The 24,991-nt window shown below is 38.7% G+C and carries 20 protein-coding genes; 10 read left to right on the top strand and 10 right to left on the bottom strand.

What is annotated here, in order from left to right; translation table 11 throughout:
* The first annotated feature begins 36 nt into the window (after positions 1 to 36).
* From C9E89_RS07840 to C9E89_RS07825, 4 genes are all read left to right on the top strand, one after another.
* Positions 37 to 780 carry an SDR family oxidoreductase gene (locus C9E89_RS07840; protein ID WP_107007687.1) on the top strand — a complete coding sequence of 248 codons (744 nt, stop codon included), beginning with the start codon at positions 37 to 39 and terminating at the stop codon, positions 778 to 780.
* Between the two features lie 57 nt (positions 781 to 837).
* A complete protein-coding gene (locus C9E89_RS07835) occupies positions 838 to 1,572 on the top strand; it encodes an SGNH/GDSL hydrolase family protein (RefSeq protein WP_107007686.1) in 735 nt (244 codons plus the stop codon).
* An 88-nt stretch (positions 1,573 to 1,660) separates the two neighbouring features.
* Positions 1,661 to 1,969, top strand: coding sequence for a hypothetical protein (locus C9E89_RS07830; RefSeq protein WP_107007685.1), 309 nt, complete (start codon positions 1,661 to 1,663; stop codon positions 1,967 to 1,969).
* Between the two features lie 203 nt (positions 1,970 to 2,172).
* A complete protein-coding gene (locus tag C9E89_RS07825; protein WP_107007684.1) occupies positions 2,173 to 2,766 on the top strand; it encodes a uracil-DNA glycosylase family protein in 594 nt (197 codons plus the stop codon).
* A 132-nt stretch (positions 2,767 to 2,898) separates the two neighbouring features.
* Here C9E89_RS07825 and C9E89_RS07820 read toward each other — a convergent pair whose 3' ends face one another.
* From C9E89_RS07820 to C9E89_RS07800, 5 genes are all read right to left on the bottom strand, one after another.
* On the bottom strand, positions 2,899 to 3,489 hold the full coding sequence (locus tag C9E89_RS07820) for a lysozyme (RefSeq protein ID WP_107007683.1): 591 nt from the start codon (positions 3,487 to 3,489) through the stop codon (positions 2,899 to 2,901).
* Between the two features lie 191 nt (positions 3,490 to 3,680).
* Positions 3,681 to 6,470 (bottom strand): nitrate reductase, encoded by a 2,790-nt coding sequence (locus tag C9E89_RS07815; protein WP_107007682.1) that lies wholly within the window; start codon positions 6,468 to 6,470, stop codon positions 3,681 to 3,683.
* Positions 6,471 to 6,792: 322 nt separating this feature from the next.
* On the bottom strand, positions 6,793 to 8,415 hold the full coding sequence (nirD, locus tag C9E89_RS07810; protein WP_107007681.1) for a nitrite reductase small subunit NirD: 1,623 nt from the start codon (positions 8,413 to 8,415) through the stop codon (positions 6,793 to 6,795).
* A gap of 228 nt (positions 8,416 to 8,643) precedes the next feature.
* A complete protein-coding gene (gene nirB / locus C9E89_RS07805; protein ID WP_107007680.1) occupies positions 8,644 to 11,190 on the bottom strand; it encodes a nitrite reductase large subunit NirB in 2,547 nt (848 codons plus the stop codon).
* A gap of 36 nt (positions 11,191 to 11,226) precedes the next feature.
* Positions 11,227 to 12,597, bottom strand: a complete 1,371-nt coding sequence (locus tag C9E89_RS07800) for an MFS transporter (protein ID WP_107007679.1) — start codon at positions 12,595 to 12,597, stop codon at positions 11,227 to 11,229.
* 500 nt (positions 12,598 to 13,097) lie between these two features.
* Between C9E89_RS07800 and C9E89_RS07795 the strand changes: the two genes are divergently transcribed.
* Positions 13,098 to 13,691, top strand: coding sequence for an ANTAR domain-containing response regulator (locus tag C9E89_RS07795; protein WP_107007743.1), 594 nt, complete (start codon positions 13,098 to 13,100; stop codon positions 13,689 to 13,691).
* The gene (locus C9E89_RS07790) at positions 13,688 to 14,701 is read left to right on the top strand and encodes an ABC transporter substrate-binding protein (RefSeq protein WP_171405096.1); all 1,014 of its coding nucleotides are present in this window, start codon (positions 13,688 to 13,690) and stop codon (positions 14,699 to 14,701) included. Before C9E89_RS07795 ends, C9E89_RS07790 begins: the two co-directional genes overlap by 4 nt.
* A gap of 23 nt (positions 14,702 to 14,724) precedes the next feature.
* On the opposite strand, the gene C9E89_RS07785 is transcribed toward C9E89_RS07790, so the two are convergent.
* The 3 genes from C9E89_RS07785 to C9E89_RS07775 all read right to left on the bottom strand — a co-directional run bounded on the left by C9E89_RS07785 (position 14,725) and on the right by C9E89_RS07775 (position 18,141).
* Positions 14,725 to 15,093: a YcgJ family protein gene (locus C9E89_RS07785; RefSeq protein WP_228198995.1), complete on the bottom strand. Its 369-nt coding sequence runs from the start codon at positions 15,091 to 15,093 to the stop codon at positions 14,725 to 14,727.
* A gap of 62 nt (positions 15,094 to 15,155) precedes the next feature.
* Positions 15,156 to 15,590 (bottom strand): Cu(I)-responsive transcriptional regulator, encoded by a 435-nt coding sequence (cueR, locus tag C9E89_RS07780; protein ID WP_107007678.1) that lies wholly within the window; start codon positions 15,588 to 15,590, stop codon positions 15,156 to 15,158.
* A 67-nt stretch (positions 15,591 to 15,657) separates the two neighbouring features.
* Entirely contained in the window at positions 15,658 to 18,141 is a 2,484-nt protein-coding gene (locus C9E89_RS07775; protein ID WP_107007677.1) for a heavy metal translocating P-type ATPase, read from the bottom strand.
* A 159-nt stretch (positions 18,142 to 18,300) separates the two neighbouring features.
* Here C9E89_RS07775 and C9E89_RS07770 point away from each other — a divergent pair, with 159 nt between their 5' ends.
* Positions 18,301 to 18,501, top strand: a complete 201-nt coding sequence (locus tag C9E89_RS07770) for a heavy-metal-associated domain-containing protein (RefSeq protein ID WP_171405098.1) — start codon at positions 18,301 to 18,303, stop codon at positions 18,499 to 18,501.
* 118 nt (positions 18,502 to 18,619) lie between these two features.
* Here the strand turns inward: C9E89_RS07770 and C9E89_RS07765 are convergent, their stop codons facing one another.
* Together C9E89_RS07765 and mhpT are read right to left on the bottom strand one after the other, a co-directional pair.
* The gene (locus C9E89_RS07765; RefSeq protein WP_107007740.1) at positions 18,620 to 19,015 is read right to left on the bottom strand and encodes a MarR family winged helix-turn-helix transcriptional regulator; all 396 of its coding nucleotides are present in this window, start codon (positions 19,013 to 19,015) and stop codon (positions 18,620 to 18,622) included.
* A 115-nt stretch (positions 19,016 to 19,130) separates the two neighbouring features.
* A complete protein-coding gene (gene mhpT / locus C9E89_RS07760) occupies positions 19,131 to 20,354 on the bottom strand; it encodes a 3-(3-hydroxy-phenyl)propionate transporter MhpT (RefSeq protein ID WP_107007675.1) in 1,224 nt (407 codons plus the stop codon).
* 258 nt (positions 20,355 to 20,612) lie between these two features.
* Here mhpT and C9E89_RS07755 point away from each other — a divergent pair, with 258 nt between their 5' ends.
* The 3 genes from C9E89_RS07755 to C9E89_RS07745 all read left to right on the top strand — a co-directional run bounded on the left by C9E89_RS07755 (position 20,613) and on the right by C9E89_RS07745 (position 24,969).
* Entirely contained in the window at positions 20,613 to 21,446 is an 834-nt protein-coding gene (locus tag C9E89_RS07755; RefSeq protein ID WP_107007674.1) for a p-hydroxycinnamoyl CoA hydratase/lyase, read from the top strand.
* Positions 21,447 to 21,482: 36 nt separating this feature from the next.
* A complete protein-coding gene (locus C9E89_RS07750; protein ID WP_107007673.1) occupies positions 21,483 to 22,934 on the top strand; it encodes an aldehyde dehydrogenase in 1,452 nt (483 codons plus the stop codon).
* Positions 22,935 to 23,076: 142 nt separating this feature from the next.
* A complete protein-coding gene (locus tag C9E89_RS07745) occupies positions 23,077 to 24,969 on the top strand; it encodes a feruloyl-CoA synthase (protein ID WP_107007672.1) in 1,893 nt (630 codons plus the stop codon).
* The last annotated feature ends 22 nt before the right edge of the window (positions 24,970 to 24,991 follow it).

Here is a 24,991-nt window from a genome sequence, read left to right as displayed (position 1 = left end):
TTGAAAAAATTAACAGAAAATATTCAGGAAGATTTCATGGCAAAAACTATTTTAATTACAGGCGCAAGTTCAGGAATAGGTGCAGGAATGGCACGTGAATTTGCCCAAAAAGGCTATAATTTAGCAGTATGTGCACGTCGTTTAGAACGCTTGCAAGATTTAAAACAAGAACTCGAATCTAAATACGGTGTAAAAGTCATTGCTAAAGTTTTGGATGTGACCAATTACGAACAAGTATTCCAAGTATTCCGTGAGTTTAAACAAGACTTTGGCATCATTGACCGCATTATTGTCAATGCGGGTGTAGGTGATGGACGTCGTATAGGCAATGGCAAATTTGAAATTAACCGTGCGACCGTTGAAACCAATTTCATTTCTGCTTTGGCACAATGTGAAGCGGCTGTGGAAATTTTCCGTGAGCAAAAGTTTGGGCATTTGGTGGTGATTTCTTCAATGAGCGCCATTCGTGGCATGCCAAAACATTTGACGGCTTATGGTGCAAGTAAAGCAGCAGTTGCACATTTGGCAGAAGGCATTCGTGCAGAACTGATTGATACCAAAATCAAAGTTTCTACGATTTTCCCAGGCTATATCCGTACCGAAATCAATGAAGGTGCGAAAAAATTACCTTTTGAAGTGGATGTTGAAACAGGCTCACACTTATTGGTCAAAGCCATTGAAAAACAACCTGTTAAAGCGTATGTCCCACAATGGCCGTGGTTACCGCTTGGCTTGGCAATGAAAGTTTTACCGTTGAAAATTGTCAATAAACTCGGTTAAGTATTTGATAAGACTCGCAAGAGTCTTTTCTATATAAACAACCTAAGTATTTAAAATATGTTAAAACTCAAAATCGTAACACTTACTCTAGTTCCTACACTACTTATACAAGGTTATAGAGTAAAGAAAAACACGCTGCGCTTATCTGAGCCACAGGGAAAAAGGCAGGGAACAATGGGGAAGGGCAAACCGCTATCCATATTAATCCTTGGTGATTCTGCTGCGGCAGGTGTAGGTGTTGAACATCAACAGGATGCTTTGCTTGGTTCACTGTTACATGAGTTAAAACAAGATTTTGAAATCAGCTATCAACTTGAAGCAAAAACAGGGGATACGACAGTACAAGTTTTAGAGCGAACACAGCTACTAGAAAAACAACACTTTGATGTTATCATCAGCTCAGTTGGCGTGAATGACGTGACTAAACTCACTGCACCGAAAAAGTGGCTTCAGTTACAACAACAGTTTTATACTGAAATTGAAAATAAGTTTTCACCACAATTAATATTAGTGACATCCGTGCCACCAATGGACTTATTTCCTGCTTTGCCAAATCCTTTGGGATGGTTGTTTGGACAATATTCCAGTGCCATGAATCAGAAATTAGCAAATTTTATTCAAAATAAACCATTACAACAGGATGCAACGCGCTATCAATTAATTCAGTTTGATTTAGCACATTTTAAAACTTTAAATTTACAAATGGCAAAAGACGGTTTTCATCCAAGTAAAGAGATTTATCAGATTTGGGCAAAAGAAATTTCAACGTTTATTTTCAGCAAATTCCTGTGATAAAATAAGTGAAATTTAACAAGAACATAAAATATGAATTACTACGCAAGAACTCTCTATTAGGTTTCAACTACCTAATGAGAGAAATATGGATAAACTTAAATGCCTTAAACAACAATATGTAAAAGTTGTTAAAAAGGGGTTAACTGGTGATTATGATGATGAATTTTTTCCTAATCGCCAAGATAAATGGTATCGCCATTTTAGTACAAAGCAGGAGAAAAGTTTTTATTTCTTACATCGTATTGAATACAAAACTTATCGTATTAGATTAAGGTATAAGCGTTGTAAGATATTTGATTCTTGGGAAGACCTTACACCATTCTCTTGCTATGGTGGAAAAAATTGGAAACATAACTCAAAAAGAAAACATCAATACTATCGTGAAAAGAATTAAAGAACAGGGAGCAAAAGCTCCCTATTTTTATCTTAAATTTTAAATACTTGACACCTATATAGATGCATATATTTATATAAATTAATGAAAGAACAGACTTATTTTGTCTTTTAACGTGTTAATGTAAAATTTAAAAATACATATCTACTGCTATTTATGAAAATGTTAAAATAAGTCATACAGATGAACAAATATTGTTATAAATGACAGATCAAATTATAGAAAACCATCCACTAAAACCATTCCTACCACCCAATGCTAAGCTTTTGATGTTAGGAAGTTTTCCACCACCAAAAATTCGCTGGAAAATGGATTTTTATTATCCGAATTATCAAAATGATATGTGGCGGATTTTTGGATTAATTTTTTTTAATGATAAAGACTATTTTCTAGATTTGCCGAATAAAAACTTTAAAGAACAATTGATTAAAGATTTTTTAAATGACAAAGGCATTGCAATTTTTGACACAGCGTATCAAGTGATTCGTTTAAAAGGCAATGCATCAGACAAATTTTTGCAGATTGAAACACCAACTAACTTAAAATTACTGTTGGATCAAATGCCTGAATGCAACAATATTATGACCACAGGTGATAAAGCCACAGATACTTTGATGTTATCTATGATGGACAGTGCAGAAAAGCCACAGATTGGTCATTCAGTTCAAACTGTATTTGATCGGCGTTCTATAACTTTATATCGTATGCCATCATCTTCACGAGCGTATCCTTTACCATTGCAACAAAAAGCTGAAGCGTATAAAAAACTATTTCAAGAAATTGGTTTAATTCACTGATCAATAATATTATCAGTAGATAAATCATCATTATCCTTGTATTATTTATAATATTTTAAATTTCGCATAATGTATATTATGTTAAATAAGATATCTAAGACTGTAGCCTGCACATATAAACTCAAAGAATTTTTAAGACAAAAATTTTGCTTTTTCAATCGCTCTACGATTCACTAAACCTTGTACAGTCTTTCCACCTGATTTAATCCATACATCAAATTGATCACTCGCAGATTTAAAATCAACAGCATTTAAATATTTTAACAATGTTGAACTCTGAAATGCTGAAATTCCAATGTTATAGGTTAAAGACACTAAGGCATCAAATTGATTTTGATTCACTGAAACTTGAACTGCTCTAGCGACTGCTTTTTCAAAACGTTGTAAATCATGGAGCATAAATTCTTGTGCTTGCTTGAGTGTGCATTGGTCATTTTGTGAAACTCGCTGACCGTTTGGATAAATAGTCGTTCCATAACCAATAGTCCAAATATTTGCACTGTCTAAATAAGCCTCTAGACTTAAACCCTCAAAATTACAAATTAACTCGACACCTGCTGGGCTAATATGTGAAATTTTATCCTGAGCAAAGCCAATATTATTCGAGTCATTATCATCTGTTGCGGTTGCAATATCTGTTTGATCTTTTGATTGATTTTTCTTTAATTCATTTAAAAGCGTATGTGTTACAGCAGAAATTAATTTAGACCAAAATGAATTCATAAGGTGAAAACTCAAAAATATCAATTCAATAAATTTTAAACATGAATGCTGAACATATATAGTATGCTTTGGTTCCAATATATTTTATTGTATATGTTGATATGACTATAGTTATAAAATGATAGCCGTGATGTCGAGAAAGACTAAATCATCACTTAATCTTTCCCATTTTCCACTGGCTATAAAATAGACTATATATCTTCTAGTTGACACGCTTTAATCAAACCGCGAATTTCAGGTAAACACGAACCACAATTGCCCCCTGCTTTTAAACACGCTGTGAATTGCTTTTCATTGCTGATATTTTTTTCTTTAATGGTTGCAATAATCCGATTTTTACCGACTTTAAAACAACTACATACCAAAGCACCTTCATTATTGCCCATTGACATAGCTTGTCCTGCAAGCAAAGCCTTACGATGCATCGCACTTAAGCGTTCACGTTTAAATAAACTCGCCACCCAATCCCGATCAGGTAACAATGCTTTGGGCGCAATATACAAGCTTGCAATGAGTTGACCATCTTTCAACACCACACTATGACTGATCTGTGCAGTTTGATCTTCAAGATTCAACCATTCAAAACTTTCATCTTCAAAGGGTAAAAGTTGTTTTAAATGTTCTGTGGTTTGAGTAAAACGACGACGATCAGCCAATTCATAACGCACCGCTTTTGCCGTTTGAATCTTTGTCCACCACACCGTATTTTCAATTGGACTTTTGACAATATGCTCAAAACCTTTGCGTACATAAAACACGCCTTGCCATTGGGTATAAAATGGCTGAATCATCACAGGTGTATGTTTAAACTCAGGTTCTCCTGAAATCGCGTCCACTACAGGATTGACCACTTTGCCAATCCGAGCATCCGAAGCAAATTGATCATTCCAATGAATCGGTGCAAAGACCTGCCCACGACGAATATTGTCGCTTAACATCACACGCAATACGCACTGTCCCCAAGCCGATTTTACTTCAACCAATTCCCCTTCTTTTAAGCCATATTTCAAAGCATCGTGAGGATGAATTTCACAAAAAGGTTCTGCTTTATGTGTGCTTAAATTTGCCGACAACCCCGTTCGTGTCATGGTATGCCATTGGTCACGAATCCGCCCTGTATTTAAAATTAAGGGATATTCAGAATTGGTTGAATGCATTGGATCTATAGCAGCAGTAGCAATAAATTTTGCCTTAGCATCCACATGGCTAAATTGACCATTTGCAAACAGTTGTGCATATTTCGTATTCGATTGATTTTTTTGAATAATAGGCCATTGCACAGGCTCAAGATTATTATATTCGGACAATGAAAGTTCAGTTAAACCTTGCAAATTGAAATATCGAAAATTTTCAGTCTTTGAACGCTGTGAAATTTCCGCATTTTGATAAGCCGATAATTGCGCATGTTCTATAAAAATCTCATGGCTATTTGCAAAATCAAAACCTGAAAATCCCATTTTTTTCGCCACTTGAGCAACTGCCCACCAATCTGCTTTGGCTTGTTCAGGTTCAGCTAAAAAAGCCCGTTGCCTTGAAATACGACGTTCTGAATTGGTTACCGTACCGTCTTTCTCACCCCAACCGAGTGCAGGTAATAAAACGTCTGCATATTGCGTGGTATCCGTATCTTGGCAAATATCTGAAACCACAATAAATTCACATTTTTCTAAGGCTCGTTTGACCTGATCTGCATTCGGTAAACTCACTACAGGATTAGTCGCCATAATCCAAATGGCTTTAATTTTTCCACTTTCAACCGCTTCAAAAAGATCCACAGCTTTTAAACCGAATTTCGTGGCAATACTTGGACTGTTCCAAAAATTTTGTACAAGTTGTTGATGTTGCAAATTATCCAAATCCATATGCGCAGCAAGCATATTGGCTAGTCCGCCAACTTCACGCCCTCCCATCGCATTCGGTTGCCCTGTCATAGAAAATGGCGCAGCGCCCAACTTGCCTATTTTCCCTGTGAATAAATGACAATTAATAATGCTATTGGCTTTATCGACACCACGAGAAGATTGATTGACCCCCATGGAAAATAGAGTCATGACTTTTTCTGTTTGGGCGAATTTTTCAAAGAATAATTGTAATTTTTCGAGTGAAATTCCTGTTTTTAAGGCAACATTTTCAATGTTAGATTCAGGTTGTGAACTGTCTAATAGTGCATCTAAACCTTGCGTATGGTCTTGAATAAATTCATGATCTTCATAACCATGTTGATGTAAATATTGTACTAATCCATTAAAAAGAGAAACATCCTGACCGATCAAAATCGGTAAATGTAAATCAGCAGTTTCACAGGTTGCGGTAAAACGCGGGTCGATCACCACTACAAATAAGTCACGCTTTTCTTTGGCTTGCATAATCCGTTGATACAACACGGGATGACACCAAGCGGTATTTGAACCCACCAAAACCACCATATCTGTGTGTTCAAAATCCTCATAACTTGCAGGAACCAAGTCTTCACCAAAGGCGCGTTTATGCGCTGCAACGGCAGAGGACATACACAGTCTTGAATTGGTATCAATGTTTGCTGTACCCAAATAACCTTTGACGAATTTATTCACCACATAATAGTCTTCAGTCAGCAATTGCCCTGATACATAAAAAGCGATGCTGTCACTTCCATATTCATCAATACACTGCTGAAATTTATTGGCAATTAAATCTGTTGCAGTATCCCAATCTGTAATTTGACGTGATTCTAAGTTTTCTGTCTTTCGCCCAATCATAGGATGTAATACACGAGTTTCTAAACCTACTGTATCTGCTAAATTACTGCCTTTAATGCAGAGTTTTCCATAATCTGAGGGATGATTGACATCACCCACCACAGACACTTTTTGCCCAAGCACTGTTTTTTCAACTGTTGCAGTCACCCCACACCCCACACCACAGTAAGGGCACGTGGTTTGGGTGGTCGTCGTTTTATTTTCTGTGGAGCTATGCAGTTCCATTACAGGGATAGTGTTCATTTTCTGCTGTGCTCCTGTTAAATCGTTCAAAACGGTGTCTTTTCTACTATGTTTATATTTCAAGCTTAACCTTCGGTTCGACCTACTTTTCTTACGGGAAAAGTAGGCAAAACCATTGTCATTCACAAAACTCGTTCTATTCCGTCTATATCGCAAACTATTCACAGAAACATTAATTTTCAGAAGTAGTCCTGTCTCGGACAGTTGTGAATGACGTTTTCGTGTATCAAATTAACTATTAGAAAATCTATCCCCCTCCTTTCAGGAGGGGTTAGGGGAGGTAGTTTAATTAAATCGATTTCTCATCTAAGTTAAAAAAACATCACCCTGCCTTCTTCAAAGCAAAATCCTTACCAAACAGCAATTTATTACGAATCGAAGAAATAGAGGTTTGATCCGAAATCAATTCTGCATACCAAGTACCATCTTCAGTATCACCAAACAACACCGCGCCAATGACTTTATCTTTTTGAATAATAATGCGTTTATAAATCTGACGTTTTTCATCATTCAACACGATGTCTTCAAACTCCTCATCAGTATTCTTTTCAAGATCAATTCTGCCTGCTGAAAACACATCACAGCCACTGACTTTTAACTGTGTCGGAACAGTTGGTGCTTTAAAGGTCAGACTGCCATGCTCTGCCAAATGCGAGGCACAAATAAAGGCTTGACCCCATAAAGGCTCAACTAAACCAAATGTTTGCTGACGATGCTCAATACATTCACCTACTGCATAAATGCTTGGGTCATAAGTTTGCATAGTGTCATTGACCAACACGCCACGATTACAACGCAAGCCCGCACTTTGTGCCAAAGCCATATTTGGGCGAATACCCACAGCAAAGACCACCAAATCTGCACTTAGAATTGTTCCATCTTTAAGTCGAACATGCGTTACATGACCATTTTCACCCATTAATTCTTCAGTATTGGCTTCAGTAATAATGCGAATACCCTTTTGCTCAATCGAGGTTTTTAACATTTGACTCGCTTTACCATCGAGTTGGCGTTCCATAATGCGATCCATCAAATGCAAAACCGTGACATTCATACCACGTTGTTTTAAACCATAAGCGGCTTCTAAACCTAAAAGACCACCACCAATCACAACCGCATTTTGTTTAGACTGACAATAATCGAGCATTTTATTGACATCATAAATATCACGGAAACTGATCACACCCTCCAAATCTGCACCCTTAACAGGTGGCACAAATGGTTTCGAACCTGTGGCTAAAATCAGTCGGTCATAATCCACCATTAAACCTTTTTCGGTATAAATCTGCTTACGAGGACGGTCGATACGCACCGCTGCATCACCTGCAATAAAGCGAATATTTTTATCGCTATACCATGCATGTGGGTGCAACATAATGTCTTCAATGGTTTTATCTCCTGACAATACAGGCGATAACATAATGCGGTTATAGTTGCCCCACGGCTCTTCACCAATCACCGTGACTTCATAACGATCAGGTGCCATATCAAGCAAATCTTCAAGACAACGCATACCTGCCAAACCATTGCCAATTAACACCAACTTCATTTTTTCCTGTGAAGTGCCGTTATTGGTAATATAAGTTTTTTGTGGTGTCGGGCTAATCATCACTCGACCATTTTCAATTTTGCTCGGAAAAACCAACAATTTTTGCTCTTTATCTTCCAAACAACGCCCTGTTGCCAAGCTGAAATGCTGTTTGTAAATGGGTGAAGCAATCACACGTTCGCCTTGCACATCACCAATGATGCCACGAGCCATCACAAAAGCTTTACTAAATGGATCTTGGTTGCTGAGCGCATAAACACGCTTTTCAGAACCCACACGGAAAATGGCAATTTGTTGGTTTTCAATCAACGCGCCAACACCTGTATTTGCGGTAATGTCTTCCAAACTACAAATATCAATCCAATCTAAATCATTCATTTCTTTTAAAATTGTCATCTTATGTTCCTCTTTCCACTCTTTAGCTTTTTAGATCTCTTGCTTAAGTTCTTTATCCATCAATTCATTTCAGATTTAGGTTCCCTCTCCTATGAGGAGAGGGTTAGGGTGAGGTATTCGCCCCCCCTAAAGCTGTGTTCCTATCATATTTGGTATATGAGCAGGCACTTTTAATTTGAAAAATGGAAAATTTTCATTTTAACTTTTGCAAGTTTTCTATTGCTTTCATTAAGCCTCAACCACAGGAATACGACTCACATCACGTTCAGCTTCGGTTTTTGGGCGAATTTGCCCACGAACCTCTGCAAATTGGATATGTGGATCTTGTTGTTGTTCCGCTTTGGCATTGATAAAGGTGACAAAACGTTTACGCACTTCAGGGTCTTCAACTGCAGTACGCCATTCATCTTGGTAAGTCCCGACCACATGACTCATACGGCGTTCAAGTTCGGTAGCGACTCCTAAAGAATCATTGACCACTACATCTTTGAGATAATCCAAACCACCTTCCATGTTGTCGCGCCACACAGAAGTCCGTTGCAAACGATCCGCCGTTTGGATATAGAACATAAAGAATCGGTCGATATATTTGATGAGCGTTTGGGTATCTAAGTCAGAAGCAAGCAGTTCGGCATGGCGTGGTTTCATCCCACCATTGCCACAAACATATAAATTCCAACCTTTCTCAGTCGCAATCACACCGACATCTTTACTTTGTGCTTCGGCACATTCACGGGTACAACCTGAAACAGCCATTTTGAGTTTATGTGGTGAACGTAAACCCTTGTAGCGATTTTCAAGGAAAATGGCTAAACCGACAGAATCATCCACACCATAGCGGCACCATGTACTACCGACACAGGATTTGACTGTACGTAATGATTTACCGTAGGCATGACCTGATTCAAAACCTGCATCAATCAGTTTTTTCCAAATTTCAGGCAGTTGATGCAATTGTGCGCCAAACATATCCACACGCTGACCACTTGTCAGTTTGGTATATAAACCATATTCTTTGGCAATTTGACCAATCGCAATCAAACCATCAGGTGTCACTTCACCGCCTGCCATACGCGGCACAACCGAATAAGAACCATCTTTTTGAATGTTACCAAGATAGTAGTCATTACTGTCTTGAAGCCCTGCGTGGCTTGGTTTCAGCACAAAGTCATTCCAACAGGAAGCGAGAATATTTGCAGCCGTTGGTTTACAAATATCGCAACCTAAACCATGCCCATGCTGTTGAATCAGATCATCAAAAGTCTTGATTTCATTGACACGTACCAAGTGATACAACTCTTGGCGTGAATAAGCAAAGTGTTCACAAAGATGATTATTGACTGTCACCCCTTGTCGTTGTAATTCTGATTTTAAAACCTGAGTCACTAATGGTGCACAACCTCCACATGCGGTTGCTGCTTTGGTGCATTTTTTCAGTGCGCCTAAAGAAGTTGAACCATCCGCAATTGCTGAACAAATATCGGCTTTAGACACATTATTACATGAACAAATGGTGGCACTGTCGGGTAGTAGGTCTACACCACTTCCACCTGATTTTGCAGATGATTGTGCATAGCCGGGCATGATTAAACTTTCAGGATTTTCGGGAACGTCCAATCCATTCAGCATCATTTGCAATAAGTCGTTATATTCCTTAGCACAACCGACCAACACGGCACCAAGTAGCTTGGTTTTTTCTGCATTGACCACGATTTTTTTATACACCATCGTGTCTTCATCAGCATAGAAATAGCTCAGTGCATTTGGGGTCATGGCATGTGCATCACCTACTGAGGCAACATCTACACCCATAAGTTTCAGCTTAGTGCTCATATCTGCACCAGCGAACTCATTACAACTTTGTTGCAGTACATGTTTTGCCGCAATCCGTGCCATGTCATAGCCCGGTGCAACCAAACCGTAGATTTTGTTTTGCCATAATGCACATTCACCAATCGCATAAATGTCTGCATCAGAGGTTTGGCAATAATCATTGATGATGATCCCGCCACGCTCACCAATGGCTAAACCACTGATTCGTGCGAGTTCATCACGTGGGCGAATACCTGCTGAAAACAGCACAATATCGGTTTCAAGCTCAGAACCATCCGCAAATTTCATCACATGCGTGGTATTTACGCCATCTTCAATTGAAGAAGTAGCCTTTTGGGTATGAACTTTTACCCCCAAATTTTCGATCTTAGAGCGTAGAACTTTTCCACCCAAATCATCAATTTGAACCGCCATTAAACGTGGTGCAAATTCAACGACATGGGTTTCTAAATCAAGATCACGTAATGCCTTAGCTGCTTCTAAACCGAGTAAACCACCACCAATCACCACACCTGTTTTTGCATTTAAACTTGCTTGTTTGAGTGCATCTAGGTCTTCAATGGTGCGGTACACAAAACAGTTTTGGCGGTCATTGCCCGGAATCGGTGGAACAAAAGCATAAGAACCTGTAGCAAGAACGAGTTTGTCATAGCTAATGACATCGCCGTGATTGGTGGTGATCAACTTATTGACTGTATCAATCGCTGTTGCTTTGGTGCTTAAACGCAGATCAATCCCATAGGCATCGGCAAAATCTGAGCGACACAGAGTTAAATCTTTTGCCGATTTACCTGTGAAATATTCAGTTAAATGCACACGGTCATAGGCTAAACGGGGTTCTTCTGCCAAGATGGTAATTTCAACTTCATCACCTGCATGTTCCAACACAGATTCAATGAATTTGTGTCCGACCATTCCGTGACCAATCATGACTAGTTTCATTGCAATTCTCCTCAAATTTTGTTGTTATTGTTGTGGTTAAACGCTATTTTTCAGACTGATGGCTTCTTGCTCAAGGCTTTGACGCTCAAGTACTGCCGCTTCAAATAACTTTTGCTCTTTCTCTTTATGCTCAACGGAGAAGCGAATCATCAACACAAAACTTGCTGCAATCACCACCAAGCCGCCAAGTACCATCAATGTCGTTTGAATGTCCAACATGCCTTTGAGTAAGAACCCTGCTGCTACAGCACCGATGTTACCACCCGCACCAATAATGCCAGCTACACCGCCCAAAGCATCACGGTCAATGAATGGTACAAGTGCATAGGTTGCACCACATGCCATGTGGGTAAATAAAGCAAATACAGTCATCGCAAGAATGGCGTAAATGGCTGTATTCATTTGTGAGAATACGATGAGGAATAAACCTTCCATTAAAATCATGGCAAACAACACTTTAGTACGACCATCTAAGCCTTTTTTAGTCGCCACTTTGTCTGAAACAATCCCACCTAAAGCACGGGCAAATAGCGCAAGTAAACCGAAGATCCCTGCTGCCATACCTGCTTCTTTTAAACCAAAGCTGAAATGATCGACGTAGTACATTGCCACAATGTTATGAATGAAGATTTCAATCCCGAAACACGCTGCATACGCACCAAATAAAATCCATACACGGTAGTTTTTGGCAGCATGTTTTAAAATCGCAACACCGCCTTTTTTATCGCTACCGACATGTACGCCTTGCGCACGCAGTTCCTTAAAGTCACCTTGTGGACAGTCTTGGGTAAATGTCCAATACATTACCCCCACAATCAGCATCATCACACCCGGAACGATTAGCGCCACTCGCCATCCCATCGCTTGTTCAACGCCAAACATCACCAAAGCACTGAGCATTAACGGCATTAAAGCTTGTGTGGCACCACCACCTGCATTGCCCCAACCTGCTGTGGTGGCATTGGCAGTCCCGACCACATTCGGCGCAAACATGATGCTTGTGTGATATTGGGTAATCACAAAACTCGCCCCAATCGCCCCGATCAATAAGCGGAAAAAGAGAAAAGATTCATAACTATTGGCGCATGCCACACCAAAAACAGGAATACTGCCAATGATCAATAATGCAGTGTAGGTTTTACGTGGACCGTATTTATCACACAGTGGTCCAACCATTAAACGAACCAAAATGGTGATGGCGACAGCAGCAATGTTGATATTGGCAATCTGATCTTTAGTGAGATGAAATTCCCCTGCGATGACAGGCATTAAAGGTGCACAGGCAAACCATGCAAAGAAACAGACAAAAAACGCGAGCCAACTCATATGGAAGGCTCTCATTGCTGCGCTGCTAAAACTAAAAAGACTGATTTTTGTTGCTTTTTTTGCTTCTAAATTTGAAGACATAACCTTCTCCTGACTGAACTGAGCGTGTTTTTACAATCACTGAATAAACAGATGACTGAAGCGATCAGAGCGGACATCGTTGGCCGTCTTACAAATTTTATTGGAGTCGTCTTTGACTCATGGAAAATATAGCAATGACTATGCCAATATTTTATAAAAAATTATAAGATTATGAAAATTATTGCTTTATTTATATAAATTTAAAATTTTACATTTATTTTATAAGGAAAATATGAAAATGGTTTCAAAACTCAACTGCATTGTTGATGTGCTGAATGTGCAAAAGTGGTGCAGTCTTGTCTTGAGCAAATAAGCATTAAACTTATGCAATGTTTTAAAGCATTAAGTCAGGGTCAATAGAAGCGTTGATTTTTGTGAATATCTTTAGGCATGTTTTAGCAAAAAGAGTTCTCATCTTTGAAAAAAGCAATGAATGGCATATTGGCATTTATTTTGCTTACAAATTTTCTGAAAAGTTGCACATCTGTGTAGAAAAACCCATGCCTAAACTCAAAATTGCGCTGATCGATGATGATTTGGCGCGTGCACATTTGATTGAACAGTCCTTACGTGAACATGATTTCGATGTAGTGGCATGTCTGAGCATTGATCATGTCAATCTAACACCCTTAAAACAATTACAGGCAGATATTATTTTATTGGATATGGATAATCCACATCGTGATTTGATTGAAAATTGCGTCAGTCAGTTCGATTTGCCCACAGTTTTATTTACCAAAAACAGTCAAAAAGACACCATTAAAAATGCAATTGATGCAGGCATTACCGCCTATATTATTGATGGGATTGATCCCAACAAACTTGAAGCCATTTTGGAAATTTCCATTGAACAATTTAAAAAACATCAGAAATTGGCAAATGACCTCAAAGACACCAAAACCAAACTCGCTGACCGAAAAGATATTGATAAAGCAAAAGTTTTATTGATGAAACTGCATCATCTTAATGAAGAAAGTGCCTTTGCCCTGTTGCGTAAAAATGCCATGAGTCATCGTATGACCATGGGCGAAATGTCGCGCAGACTGATTGATGCCCAAGCCTTATTGCAAGGTCAACTGAAGGATGAACCATGAATCATATTGCGCAGCTTGAAAAAACAGAATTACAGATTGGTTATATTCCTTTGTTGGACTGTATTGCATTGTTATGGGCAGAACATCAGGGTTATTTTCATGATGTTGGTTTAAATGTCACTTTGGTCAAGGAAGCGTCTTGGGCGAGTTTACGTGATCGCTTGGCATTTGGTATTTTGGATGCAGCACATTGTCTATCTGCCATGTTGCCTGCTGCTGCAATTGGGGATGATCAATTGGGCATTCCCCTACAAACGTCTTTGTTGCTCAGTCGCAATCAGGCGTATATCAGTCTGAGTCAAAATCTGTGTTATCAATGCAAGATCAGCGCACAAGACAGTCCACAAAGTGCCGCCACAAAAGTCATTGCTGCAATTCAAAATGGACATGCCTTACAGCTTGCCCATGTATTTAAACATTCAATTCATCATTATGCGCTCAGAGAATGGTTTGCACTTGTCGATGAAAATCTTGCCAAAAATTATCCATTTAACACTTTGCCACCGCCTTATATGGTGGAAGCCATGTCCAAACAAATCATTGATGGTTTTTGTGTCGGTGAACCGTGGAATGTACAGGCTCAGATTCAGGGCTATAGTCAGGTTATTGCTTCAGCGCAACAGATTATTCCTGATGTAGCCGATAAAGTTTTGGCAACAAGTTCAGAATGGGCAGAACTTTATCCCAATACACTGAATGCCCTCAGCACGGCAATTCAACGGGCACAACAAGATTTTGATCAACTTGAACATTTGGATGAGGTGTGGGAGTTATTAGAACAGCGTCAGATTATTCAGTTTAATTGCTCCGATTGGGTACATGTTGCACATTTTCATAAAATTCAAAAGATTATTCGCTCTTTTGGTACACAACATCCACCCCAAAATGACGATTTTGAATGGATGATTCAACAAGTGTGCAAATGGCAAAACTTGCAATTGGATGCAAAGAAAATCAATGCCATTGCGATGCAATGTATAGGAAAACACCGATTTTCTGAGGTGGAATGACCACATTATAGGGAATTTTTGTGTTATCGACCAAATAAAGCTTGAGTATAGTTTGGTGCAACCGCACTACGTTTTCCATTCGCATCAAAATAACGATCTACATGGCAGCGTTTGGCTTGGGTATCACAGAAAATACCATTGGCAAATGTAAACTGTGTCTGATTCAACTGAACTTGTGAAAAAACACGCTCCGCCTGCGCTTGCCCTAAATATTTTTCGGTCAGTACTTTAGATAGACCTTCGGCATTGGCACAAATATATTGATCACATAAAACCTTTGCTTCGGGTTGCTTTAAATCAATCCCTTGAATCGGGTTCTGTGGTTGAGTTTGCCCTGTTTGACAACCCCATAAAAACATGGGGATACAGACCAGATAAGCCAGTTTTTTCATATAAAAATCCAAATATATCATGCAAAAAAACAAGCGTATATTTTATATAAATATTCTAGCATTTATACAGAAGAAATATTCTGATCGGCTATGACGTTGTCATGTAAACAACCAAATTCAATATTTTCTAAAATTGTACAATTGGCTTGATGATCTCCTGTGCAATGGTTTGCAGAGGCTTGTAATAAATTCACCATACTTTGTAGCTGAGCAATTTTCTGATTTAACACATCAATATGTTTTAAAGTCAATTGTTTCACTTCTGCACTTTGTCTCTCGGTATTTTTCCACAAAGATAGTAATTCTTTCATCTGTTCAGAAGAAAAACCTAAGTCACGCGCGTGTTTTAAAAAGTTGAGCGTTTTTAAATCTTGCTCAGAATAAATCCGATAACCTGAAGCAGAACGTTTGGCTAAGTCCAATAAACCAATTTGCTCATAATAGCGAATCATTTTACTTGAAATCCCTGTCTGTTTTGAGATTTGACCTATATTCATTTCAGTGCCCTCTACTGAAAAAATGACATCAGTGCAAAGTATGCCTCATGTCATTTTTCTTCATGATTCAATGCGATGATTCAAATTTGATTGCATGAAAATATTTTAAGCGTAAAGCATTGCCTAACACAAATACAGAAGACAATGCCATCGCACCCGCAGCAAATACAGGTGACAATAAAATACCAAATGCTGGATACAACACGCCTGCGGCGATTGGAATCAAGGCGATATTATAAATAAATGCCCAAAATAAGTTTTGATGAATATTGCGTATCGTTGCTTTACTTAAGGCAATCGCATTTGGCACACCTTGTAAATTACCTGACATTAAGACCACTTCCGCTGCTTCAATTGCGACATCTGTTCCTGTACCAATGGCGATCCCGACATCTGATTTTGCTAATGCTGGTGCATCATTGATACCATCACCAACAAAAGCCACACGACCATATTTTTGTTGCAGTTGTTGCACAACGTCCACTTTACCTTCAGGTAAAACTTCCGCTTCCACTCGGTCAATGCCTAAGCGAGTTGCGATTGCATGTGCAGTATGTCGGTTATCGCCTGTAATCATGGCGACTTTTAAACCTAACTGATGCAAAGCCTCAATTGCAGCAAATGTTGATGGTTTAATTGGGTCAGCGACTGCGACAATTGCCGCTAATTTTTGTCCAATCGCCACATAAATTGGGGTTTTCCCCTCATTGCCTAAACGCGCAGCCTCTTGTTCAAACGCGCTGACATTTACACCAATCTCATGCATATAACGGTCAGCACCGATTTGAACCGCTTGCCCATTCACTTCAGCTTTGATTCCAGAACCCGTCACCGAGTCGAATGCAGTCACAGGCAAGAATTCAATATTTTCATCTTCAGCCGCTTTGACGATCGCCAAGGCAATGGGATGTTCCGATTTTGCTTCAACAGAGGCAACGATTTGCAGAACCTGATCACGCTCAAAACCATCTTGCACACGAAAGTCTGTTAAAGTCGGTTTGCCTTCGGTTAATGTTCCTGTTTTATCCACTGCAACAACTTTGACTTCTTGCAATAATTGGAGTGCTTCGCCTTTACGGAATAAAATTCCCATTTCAGCGCCACGTCCTGTACCCACCATAATTGAAGTCGGTGTGGCTAAACCCATTGCACAAGGACAAGCAATAATCAAAACCGCAACGGCATTGACCAAACTAAAGGTTAAAGCAGGTTCAGGACCAAAAATAAACCAAACCATGAAGGTTAATAGTGCTAAAAACATCACCGCGGGTACAAACCACATGGTGACTTTATCGACCAAGGCTTGAATAGGCAGTTTTGAGCCTTGTGCTTGCTCGACCATACGAATAATTTGTGCAAGCACAGTCGATTCGCCAATCGCAGTCGCACGAATATTTAAAGTTCCATTTTGGTTGATTGTTCCACCAACCACTGGATGACCTAGTGTTTTTTCTACAGGAATTGGTTCACCTGTGATCATCGCTTCATCGATATAACTGTGACCTTCAACCACTTCACCATCAACAGGTACGCGTTCACCCGGACGAATTTCAACAATGGTATCTGTGGTGACCTCAGCCACTGGAACTTCAAGCACTTGTCCGTCACGATGAATACGCGCAGTTTTGGCTTGCATGCCAACTAGGTGTTGAATGGCTTGTGAAGTACGTCCTTTGGCTTTTGCCTCAAAATAACGTCCAAGTAAAATCAAACTCACAATAACAGCAGCAGCCTCAAAATAGACGTGAACCGTGCCATGCGGTAATACGTCAGGAATAAATGTTGCGACTAAGGAAAAGCTATAAGCTGCTAAGGTACCTACTGCCACCAGCGAGTTCATATCGGGTGCAAGTCTAAATAAAGCAGGAATCCCTTTTTCATAGAAACGACGACCAGGGAAAATTAATACTAAAGTGGTTAATACAAACTGAATGAGCCAGTTGTTATATTGCCCAATGTTATGCATGATCCACATATGGAAAGATGGGATCATATGTGCGCCCATTTCCAAAATAAAAACAGGAACAGCCAAAATCAATGAAATGATTAAATCTCGTTTCAGTTGTTGCAGTTCAGTTTCTTTTTTATCTTGTTGTTGGCTGTTGTCCTGCTCAAGTAATTTTGCATCATAGCCTGCTTTTTTTACAGCTTGAATCAAGTCACCACTAGAAACACCACCATCTGCTTGAATCCAAGCCTGTTCAGTTGCCAAATTGACATTAGCTTGTTGTACACCTTGAACTTTTTTCAGTGCTTTTTCTACACGTGCGACACACGATGCACAGGTCATTCCATCAATAATAAGCTCTATAGGTTGTGCTTTAGGTACATCATAACCTGCGCGTTCAACTGCTTTGACCAAAGTATTCCGATCAATCGGTTGTGAAGATGTAATGACTGCCTTTTCAGTGGCAAGGTTTACCGCTGCACTTTCTACGCCATCCACTTTTTTTAAGGCTTTTTCTACACGTCCCACGCATGAAGCACATGTCATTCCTTCGATTGACAGGGTTTCTTGGTATTGCGTGGAAACTGTATTTTGTGAGCTCATGATGACCTCCAACGATTTCAATATTCTGAGTTCAGCATACAGATTGACATCATGGGAAGGTCAAGAATTTTTTTGGTATTTATTATTTTTCTACAACACGCTTGACCTTACCATGATGATAAGGTTTAAAATTTAAACCAATACAATTTCTGTTGGAGAATAACCATGAAATTATTGATTGAAAATATGACATGCGGTGGCTGTGCGCGTGGTGTTACTGCAACAATTCAAGATGTCGATGCGAATGCAAAAGTTGATATTGATTTAGCAACAAAAATTGTGACTGTTGAAACATCTGAAAGCTTAGACAAAGTGACCGCAGCTTTAGCAGAAGATGGCTTCCCTGCAACAGTTCAGTAGTTTAGTAAATAACTGTATGAAACGCACTCATTATAAACCGTGTATTGATATACGGTTTATATTTTTATTACCCAATAAATTTAAATAATACATAATCTTATTACCACATAAATCAACTTTAATCTTTTAAATTATTGACCATTAATTCTAAGTTATTTCGAATTAAATAGGCTAAATTAATATCAATATTATTCAACATTTTTTGTTCTAATAATTCGACCACTTGGTTACATTCCGCTAATTTATCCCAACCTGAAGCCGTGAGTTGAATTAAAATACGGCGTCCATGTGTTGGGTCTGAATGCTTTTCAATCCATCCTGTACTTTCAAGATCTTGTAAAATTTTATTTGCAGATTGTGGCTTAATAAACGATTTTTCAGCTAGTTTTGCATTAGATAAACCTTTTTTTGCAGCTAAAACTGAAAGTGCGGTGTACTGCGGTAAACTGATATTTAAAGGTTTAAGCTGCTCAGTCAATTGTTTGCTGATAATACGATCTACACGTGCCAGCATATAGCTGAGTTTAGGTGCATTTAAGTTGTGTTGATTCACGTAAAATTCCAATTCTAAGTTCTATTCAATAAGTATAAGAAGTATGATGCGAAAATCATACTTCTTAAAACGTCAATTAATTTGAGGTTTTTAGCACAGGCGTAACCGTTTGATTTTTACGTCTAACCAGCAGTAATGCAGCGATTGCGGCAATCAAAATAATTGGAATACTTGAACCAATGACCATGGTAGAACTTGAGCCAAAAGATAACAATAAACCTGCTAATAATGGACCTGCAAAAGACCCTATTCGCCCTATTGCTACCGCAGCACCTACACCCGTACCACGCATTGCGGTTGGGTAGAACATTGCAGCTAAACCATATAATGCAGATTGTCCACCGACAATAAATAAACCACAACCGACAGCCGACAGTGCCAACAAAGCAACCGTTGGTGAAATCGCTAAACAACACAAAGAAAATAAGATCCCGACATAAATAAATTTAATCACAGAACTCATTTTCAGTTTATCTAACATCATACCCATTAAAATAGAACCAAATATTCCTCCGATGTTATAGCCGATTTGTACATAATTGGCTTCGGTTTTATTTAGACCTTGTGCACCCATTAATAGCGGTAACCAATTGAGTAAGAAGTATAAAACTACGAGCGTACAGAAAAAACTCACCCAAAGTTGTAAGGTTGAAAAACGGCGCTCTTTAGCAAATAAAACCTCCCAATAAGGCGTACTTGGTTTGTTATGCTGTGCCAAATATACTTTTGATTCGGGTAAATATTTCAGTAATAACGGAATCAATAAAATTGGAGCTAAACCGCCAATATAGAAAATATGACGCCATTCACTGTCACCTGCAAGCGCCATTGCTACAAATGAAGTTAACATGCCACCAAATGGAATACCGCTATACATAATACTTACAGCAGTGCCTTTGTGTTGATCTGAAACCGCTTCTGAAGTCAAAGTGATCATCATGGGTAATGCACCACCCATGCCCAAGCCTGTTAAAAAACGGATAATAATCAATAAATTATAGTTATTCGCAAAAGCTGTCAGTAACGACATAATGCCAAACAATAAGATACTGAAAATCAAGACTTTTTTACGACCAATTTTATCTGCGATTCGACCACCCAATAAAGCACCAGGCAAAGTTCCTAAAGTTGCAGCACTAAATGCCCACGCCATTTGGGCATTATCTAGTCCAAATTCAGCACGCATACGCGGTGCAGCAACGCCCATCGACTGTAAATCGAAGCCTTCAAATACTGCTATGGCAAAGCAGAGTGCTAGTGTTGTGACGACTCTTCCTGAGTAGCCTTTTATTGTATCCATCACTATTTTCCTTGTTCTGAACCAAATATATTTTTTAGAGTTATTTCTCTCGCATGAAAAACAACCAGTAAAATATCAGATAAACTTACAAAAAAATCAAATGTTTTTTTTAATTAAATTAATAAATATTTAAAATAATTATAAAATACAATAGATTAAAATAAAAATGAAAATATTTTCAAAAAAGACTTGAATGTAAGTAAAACTGATATTAAATTGATTTACATCAAATCAAACTTCGCAAATGGAATATGCACTATGAGCTATGAGAATCGTTGGAAAACTGTAGATGTAAAAGTTGAGTCAGGCATTGCTTGGGTGACGTTTAATCGTCCAGAAAAGAAAAATGCAATGAGCCCGCAACTTAATAAAGATATGATTGATGTACTTGAGGTTTTAGAACTTGATGGTGATGCACGGGTTTTAGTGCTGACAGGCGCAGGAGATTCATGGACTGCGGGAATGGATTTAAAAGAATATTTCCGTGAGGTTGATGAACAACCTGAAATTTTCCAAGAACGTATTCGTCGTGATTCATGTCGTTGGCAGTGGCAATTGCTACGCATGTATTCAAAACCAACGATTGCGATGGTAAATGGTTGGTGTTTTGGTGGCGGTTTCTCACCTTTAGTGGCATGTGATTTAGCGATCGCAGCCGATGAAGCAACTTTTGGTCTATCAGAAATCAACTGGGGTATTCCACCGGGCAACTTAGTCAGTAAAGCAATGGCAGATACTGTAGGACATCGTACTTCTTTGTATTACATTATGACGGGTAAAACTTTTGGTGGTAAAGAAGCCGAAAATATGGGATTAATCAACAAAAGTGTTCCGCTTTCACAGTTAAAAGATGAAGTTACTGAATTAGCAAATACACTTTTAGAAAAAAATCCTGTTGTCTTGCGTACAGCAAAAAATGGCTTTAAACGTTGCCGTGAATTGACATGGGATCAAAACGAAGACTATTTATATGCCAAATTAGATCAATGTATTCATCGTGATAATGAAGGCGGTCGTCAAGAAGGTTTAAAACAATTTTTAGATGAAAAATCAATCAAGCCAGGTTTACAAAGCTATAAACGTACAGGCTAATTTATTCATCTAAATGGACATGTAAGGAAACATACCATGCAAAATGTACAGTTACTCATTAACGGTCAATCTTTAAATGCAAGTTCGGGTAAAACTTTTGATCGCATTAGCCCAATTGATGGCTCTATTGCTTCAACTGCTGCGGCAGCAACCATTGAAGATGTAGATCAAGCGATTGAATCTGCTCATCGGGCTTTTCAAACTTGGTCAAAACTTTCTCCAACAGATCGTCGTCTTAAATTATTAAAGGCTGCCGATCTGATGGATGCAAAAACCGAAGCATTTATTCAGATTGGTATGCGTGAAACTGGTTCTACAGCAACATGGTATGGTTTCAATGTCCATTTGGCTGCAAATATGCTGCGTGAAGCTGCGGCAATGACCACACAAATTGATGGCAGTCTGATTCCTTCAGATATCCCTGGCAATATGGCAATGGGAGTTAGAGTTCCATGTGGTGTTATTGTCGGTATGGCACCGTGGAATGCGCCGATCATTTTAGCCACTCGCGCTCTAGCAATGCCTTTAGCATGTGGAAATACAGTCGTCCTTAAGGCGTCGGAGGCATGCCCTGCGACACACCGCTTAATTGGTGAAATATTGAATGAAGCAGGTTTAGGCGATGGTGTTGTCAATATTATTACCCATGCAGGTGAAGATGCGGCACATATTGTTGAGAGACTTGTATCACATCCACTCAGTAAGCGTATTAATTTTACGGGTTCAACACGTGTAGGAAAAATTATTGCAGAAACTGCTGCAAAGAGTTTAAAACCTGTATTGCTTGAATTAGGTGGTAAAGCACCAGTTTTGGTACTTGATCAAGCCAATATTGAAAATGCTGTTAATGCGATTGCATTCGGTGCTTTTTTCAATCAAGGGCAAATTTGCATGTCAACTGAGCGAGTTTTGGTTGATGCTCAAATTGCCGATCAATTTATTGAAAAATTAATTGAAAAAACCAAAAATATTACTGCTGGAAATCCGACAGATTCGGCATTTCCCTTAGGTGTTTTGGAAAGTGAACGTGCTGCGCAACGTATTCAAAAGATGTTAGATGATGCGACCAGCAAAGGTGCAAAACTACCTTTAGGTATTCAGATTCAAGGCACTATCATGCAACCGACCATCGTGGTTGATGTACAGCCAAATATGCAGATTTATGCAGAAGAAACATTTGCTCCTGTCTGTACAATTCAGCGTTTTCATACACTCGAAGAAGCGATTCAATTGGCAAATGATAGCGAGTTTGGACTTTCCTCTGCTGTCTTTAGTGAAAATATTTCACAAGCTTTTGATGTTGCCAAACAAATCGAATCAGGGATTTGTCACATTAATGGTGCAACTGTGCATGATGAAGCACAAATGCCTTTTGGTGGAGTGAAACAAAGTGGTTATGGTCGTTTTGGCAGTAAAGCATCTATTCCAGAATTTACTGAATTGCGCTGGATCACTTTACAAACAACGCCCCGACATTATCCCATTTAAAATGTTTGTTGGTAAAGATTGAAAATTTGAGTAAGTCAAATCAAGTTTGTACTTGGCTTACTCAATCTGAAAATATTGAAATAATAGATTAAATAGATAGAACTTTTTTGAAAATTTCAAAATAAATGACATGGAGTGAACAATGGCGCAATTGAATGCAGTCCAAGCCCACGCAGCGCATAATGATGTAGAACGTTTTGTAAAACTCGGTGGGCATGAAATTAATTTTCATTATCAAAATCAAACACTTTATATTTCACCCAAAGAGCAACTTCAAGATTATCCTCAGAAGCTTACAGACCGTTTATTACATTTTGCTCAAACTCAGCCAGATCATTTATTTGCAGCCAAACGTAATATACAGGGAGAATGGGTCAAACTCAGTTATGCAGATACCGTGCAAAAAGCGTGGCATATTGCACAAGCATTACATAATCGTGGCAATTTATCAGCAGAACGACCATTGGTTATTTTGTCGGGAAATGATCTAGAACATTTACTTTTATCAATGGCTGCGATGTTTGCAGGTGTTCCATTTTCAGCAATTTCCCCTGCTTATTCATTAATTTCGCAAGATTTTAGCAAATTAAAACATGTTTTTGATGTCCTTACACCGGGGTTGATTTTTGCAAATGATGGACATGCTTTTGCTCATGCAATTCAAAGCTGTGCGAGTTCAGATATTGAGGTGATTACATGTTCAGGCATGTTAGGTGAACAACGATGTACTGCATTTCAAAGTTTATTGGATACGCCTGTTCATAATGTTAAAGCGCATTATGAAAGTTTAGACGAACATCAAATTGCGAAGTTTTTATTTACTTCAGGCTCAACAAAACTACCCAAAGCAGTACCTACAACGCACTTAATGTTATGTGTAAATCAACAAATGATTTTACAAACCTTCCCTGAATTTGCAGACACTCCACCTGTTTTATTAGATTGGTTGTCGTGGCATCATACTTTTGGTGGCAGCCATAATGTCGGTATTGCACTATATAATGGCGGAACCATTTATATTGATGATGGTAAGCCTGTTGCAGGCAAGTTTGATGAAACCATTCGTAACTTAAAAGAAATTTCTCCAACAGTGTATTTGAATGTACCAAAAGGCTGGGAAGAACTCACCGTAGCGTTGGAAAATGATGCTGAATTACGAGAACATTTTTTTGCCAAAGTTAAAATTTTATTTTTTGCAGGTGCTGCATTATCAGATGCAGGTTGGAAGAGATTAGATCGTATTGCACAGCAGCATTGTGGTGAGCGTATTCGTATTATGTCAGGTTTAGGCATGACAGAAACTGCACCATCATGTTCATTTTCAACAGGTCCTAAAGTGATGGCTGGGTTTATTGGTTATCCTGCGCCGGGCTGTGAAATTAAACTCTCTCCTATTGGTGATAAATTAGAATTTTGTGTACGTGGTAAAAATGTCATGCGTGGTTATTGGCGTTTAGCAGCAGATCAACAAGCCAATATTTTTGATGAAGAAGGCTATTATCGTACAGGCGATGCTGTACGTTTGGTCGATCCAAAGCGTCCAGAACTGGGGTTAATGTATGATGGACGTATTGCCGAAGACTTTAAATTAAATACAGGCACATTTGTTAATGTAGGCACACTTCGTAATAAAGTACTGATTCAAGGTAATCAACTGATCCAAGATGTGTGTATTACGGGTGCAAATTTAAATGCTTTAGGTTTTCTGATTTTTGCAAAACTTGATGCATGTGCCGAACTTGCAGGTCTGAATAAAAATAGTACAGCCACTGAAATCTTAACGCATCCTAAAGTGCATGAATGGTTTAAAAAATTTCTGATGGAATTTAATAAAGATGCAACTGGAAGTTCAAATACCGTTTCAATGTTATCGCTTATGGTACAAGCACCGCAGTTAGATGCAGGTGAAATTACGGACAAAGGCAATTTAAACCAAAGTAACATTTTAAAAAGACGTCAGGCATTGATTGAAGAACTTTATTCAAAACAAACAGATAATCCTTTAATTATCCGTGTTCCTGTGCTGAAAAATTAAAACCTTAAACAAAAAACCTGAG

It is taken from the genome of Acinetobacter sichuanensis (genome assembly GCF_003024515.2).
GTDB lineage: Bacteria > Pseudomonadota > Gammaproteobacteria > Pseudomonadales > Moraxellaceae > Acinetobacter > Acinetobacter sichuanensis.
This window is presented reverse-complemented; position numbering and strand designations above follow the sequence as displayed.

Bases quoted from the DNA above. Each gene is read 5' to 3' on its own strand.
- cueR (WP_107007678.1), bottom strand. From the start codon at position 15,590: ATGAATATAGGTCAAATCTCAAAACAGACAGGGATTTCAAGTAAAATG.
- nirD (WP_107007681.1), bottom strand. From the start codon at position 8,415: ATGACAATTTTAAAAGAAATGAATGATTTAGATTGGATTGATATTTGT.
- C9E89_RS07795 (WP_107007743.1), top strand. From the start codon at position 13,098: ATGCCTAAACTCAAAATTGCGCTGATCGATGATGATTTGGCGCGTGCA.
- C9E89_RS07785 (WP_228198995.1), bottom strand. From the start codon at position 15,093: ATGAAAAAACTGGCTTATCTGGTCTGTATCCCCATGTTTTTATGGGGT.
- nirB (WP_107007680.1), bottom strand. From the start codon at position 11,190: ATGAAACTAGTCATGATTGGTCACGGAATGGTCGGACACAAATTCATT.
- C9E89_RS07825 (WP_107007684.1), top strand. From the start codon at position 2,173: ATGACAGATCAAATTATAGAAAACCATCCACTAAAACCATTCCTACCA.
- C9E89_RS07775 (WP_107007677.1), bottom strand. From the start codon at position 18,141: ATGAGCTCACAAAATACAGTTTCCACGCAATACCAAGAAACCCTGTCA.
- C9E89_RS07745 (WP_107007672.1), top strand. From the start codon at position 23,077: ATGGCGCAATTGAATGCAGTCCAAGCCCACGCAGCGCATAATGATGTA.
- C9E89_RS07765 (WP_107007740.1), bottom strand. From the start codon at position 19,015: ATGCTGGCACGTGTAGATCGTATTATCAGCAAACAATTGACTGAGCAG.
- C9E89_RS07840 (WP_107007687.1), top strand. From the start codon at position 37: ATGGCAAAAACTATTTTAATTACAGGCGCAAGTTCAGGAATAGGTGCA.
- C9E89_RS07790 (WP_171405096.1), top strand. From the start codon at position 13,688: ATGAATCATATTGCGCAGCTTGAAAAAACAGAATTACAGATTGGTTAT.
- C9E89_RS07835 (WP_107007686.1), top strand. From the start codon at position 838: ATGTTAAAACTCAAAATCGTAACACTTACTCTAGTTCCTACACTACTT.
- C9E89_RS07750 (WP_107007673.1), top strand. From the start codon at position 21,483: ATGCAAAATGTACAGTTACTCATTAACGGTCAATCTTTAAATGCAAGT.
- C9E89_RS07800 (WP_107007679.1), bottom strand. From the start codon at position 12,597: ATGTCTTCAAATTTAGAAGCAAAAAAAGCAACAAAAATCAGTCTTTTT.
- C9E89_RS07755 (WP_107007674.1), top strand. From the start codon at position 20,613: ATGAGCTATGAGAATCGTTGGAAAACTGTAGATGTAAAAGTTGAGTCA.
- mhpT (WP_107007675.1), bottom strand. From the start codon at position 20,354: ATGGATACAATAAAAGGCTACTCAGGAAGAGTCGTCACAACACTAGCA.
- C9E89_RS07815 (WP_107007682.1), bottom strand. From the start codon at position 6,470: ATGAACACTATCCCTGTAATGGAACTGCATAGCTCCACAGAAAATAAA.
- C9E89_RS07820 (WP_107007683.1), bottom strand. From the start codon at position 3,489: ATGAATTCATTTTGGTCTAAATTAATTTCTGCTGTAACACATACGCTT.
- C9E89_RS07830 (WP_107007685.1), top strand. From the start codon at position 1,661: ATGGATAAACTTAAATGCCTTAAACAACAATATGTAAAAGTTGTTAAA.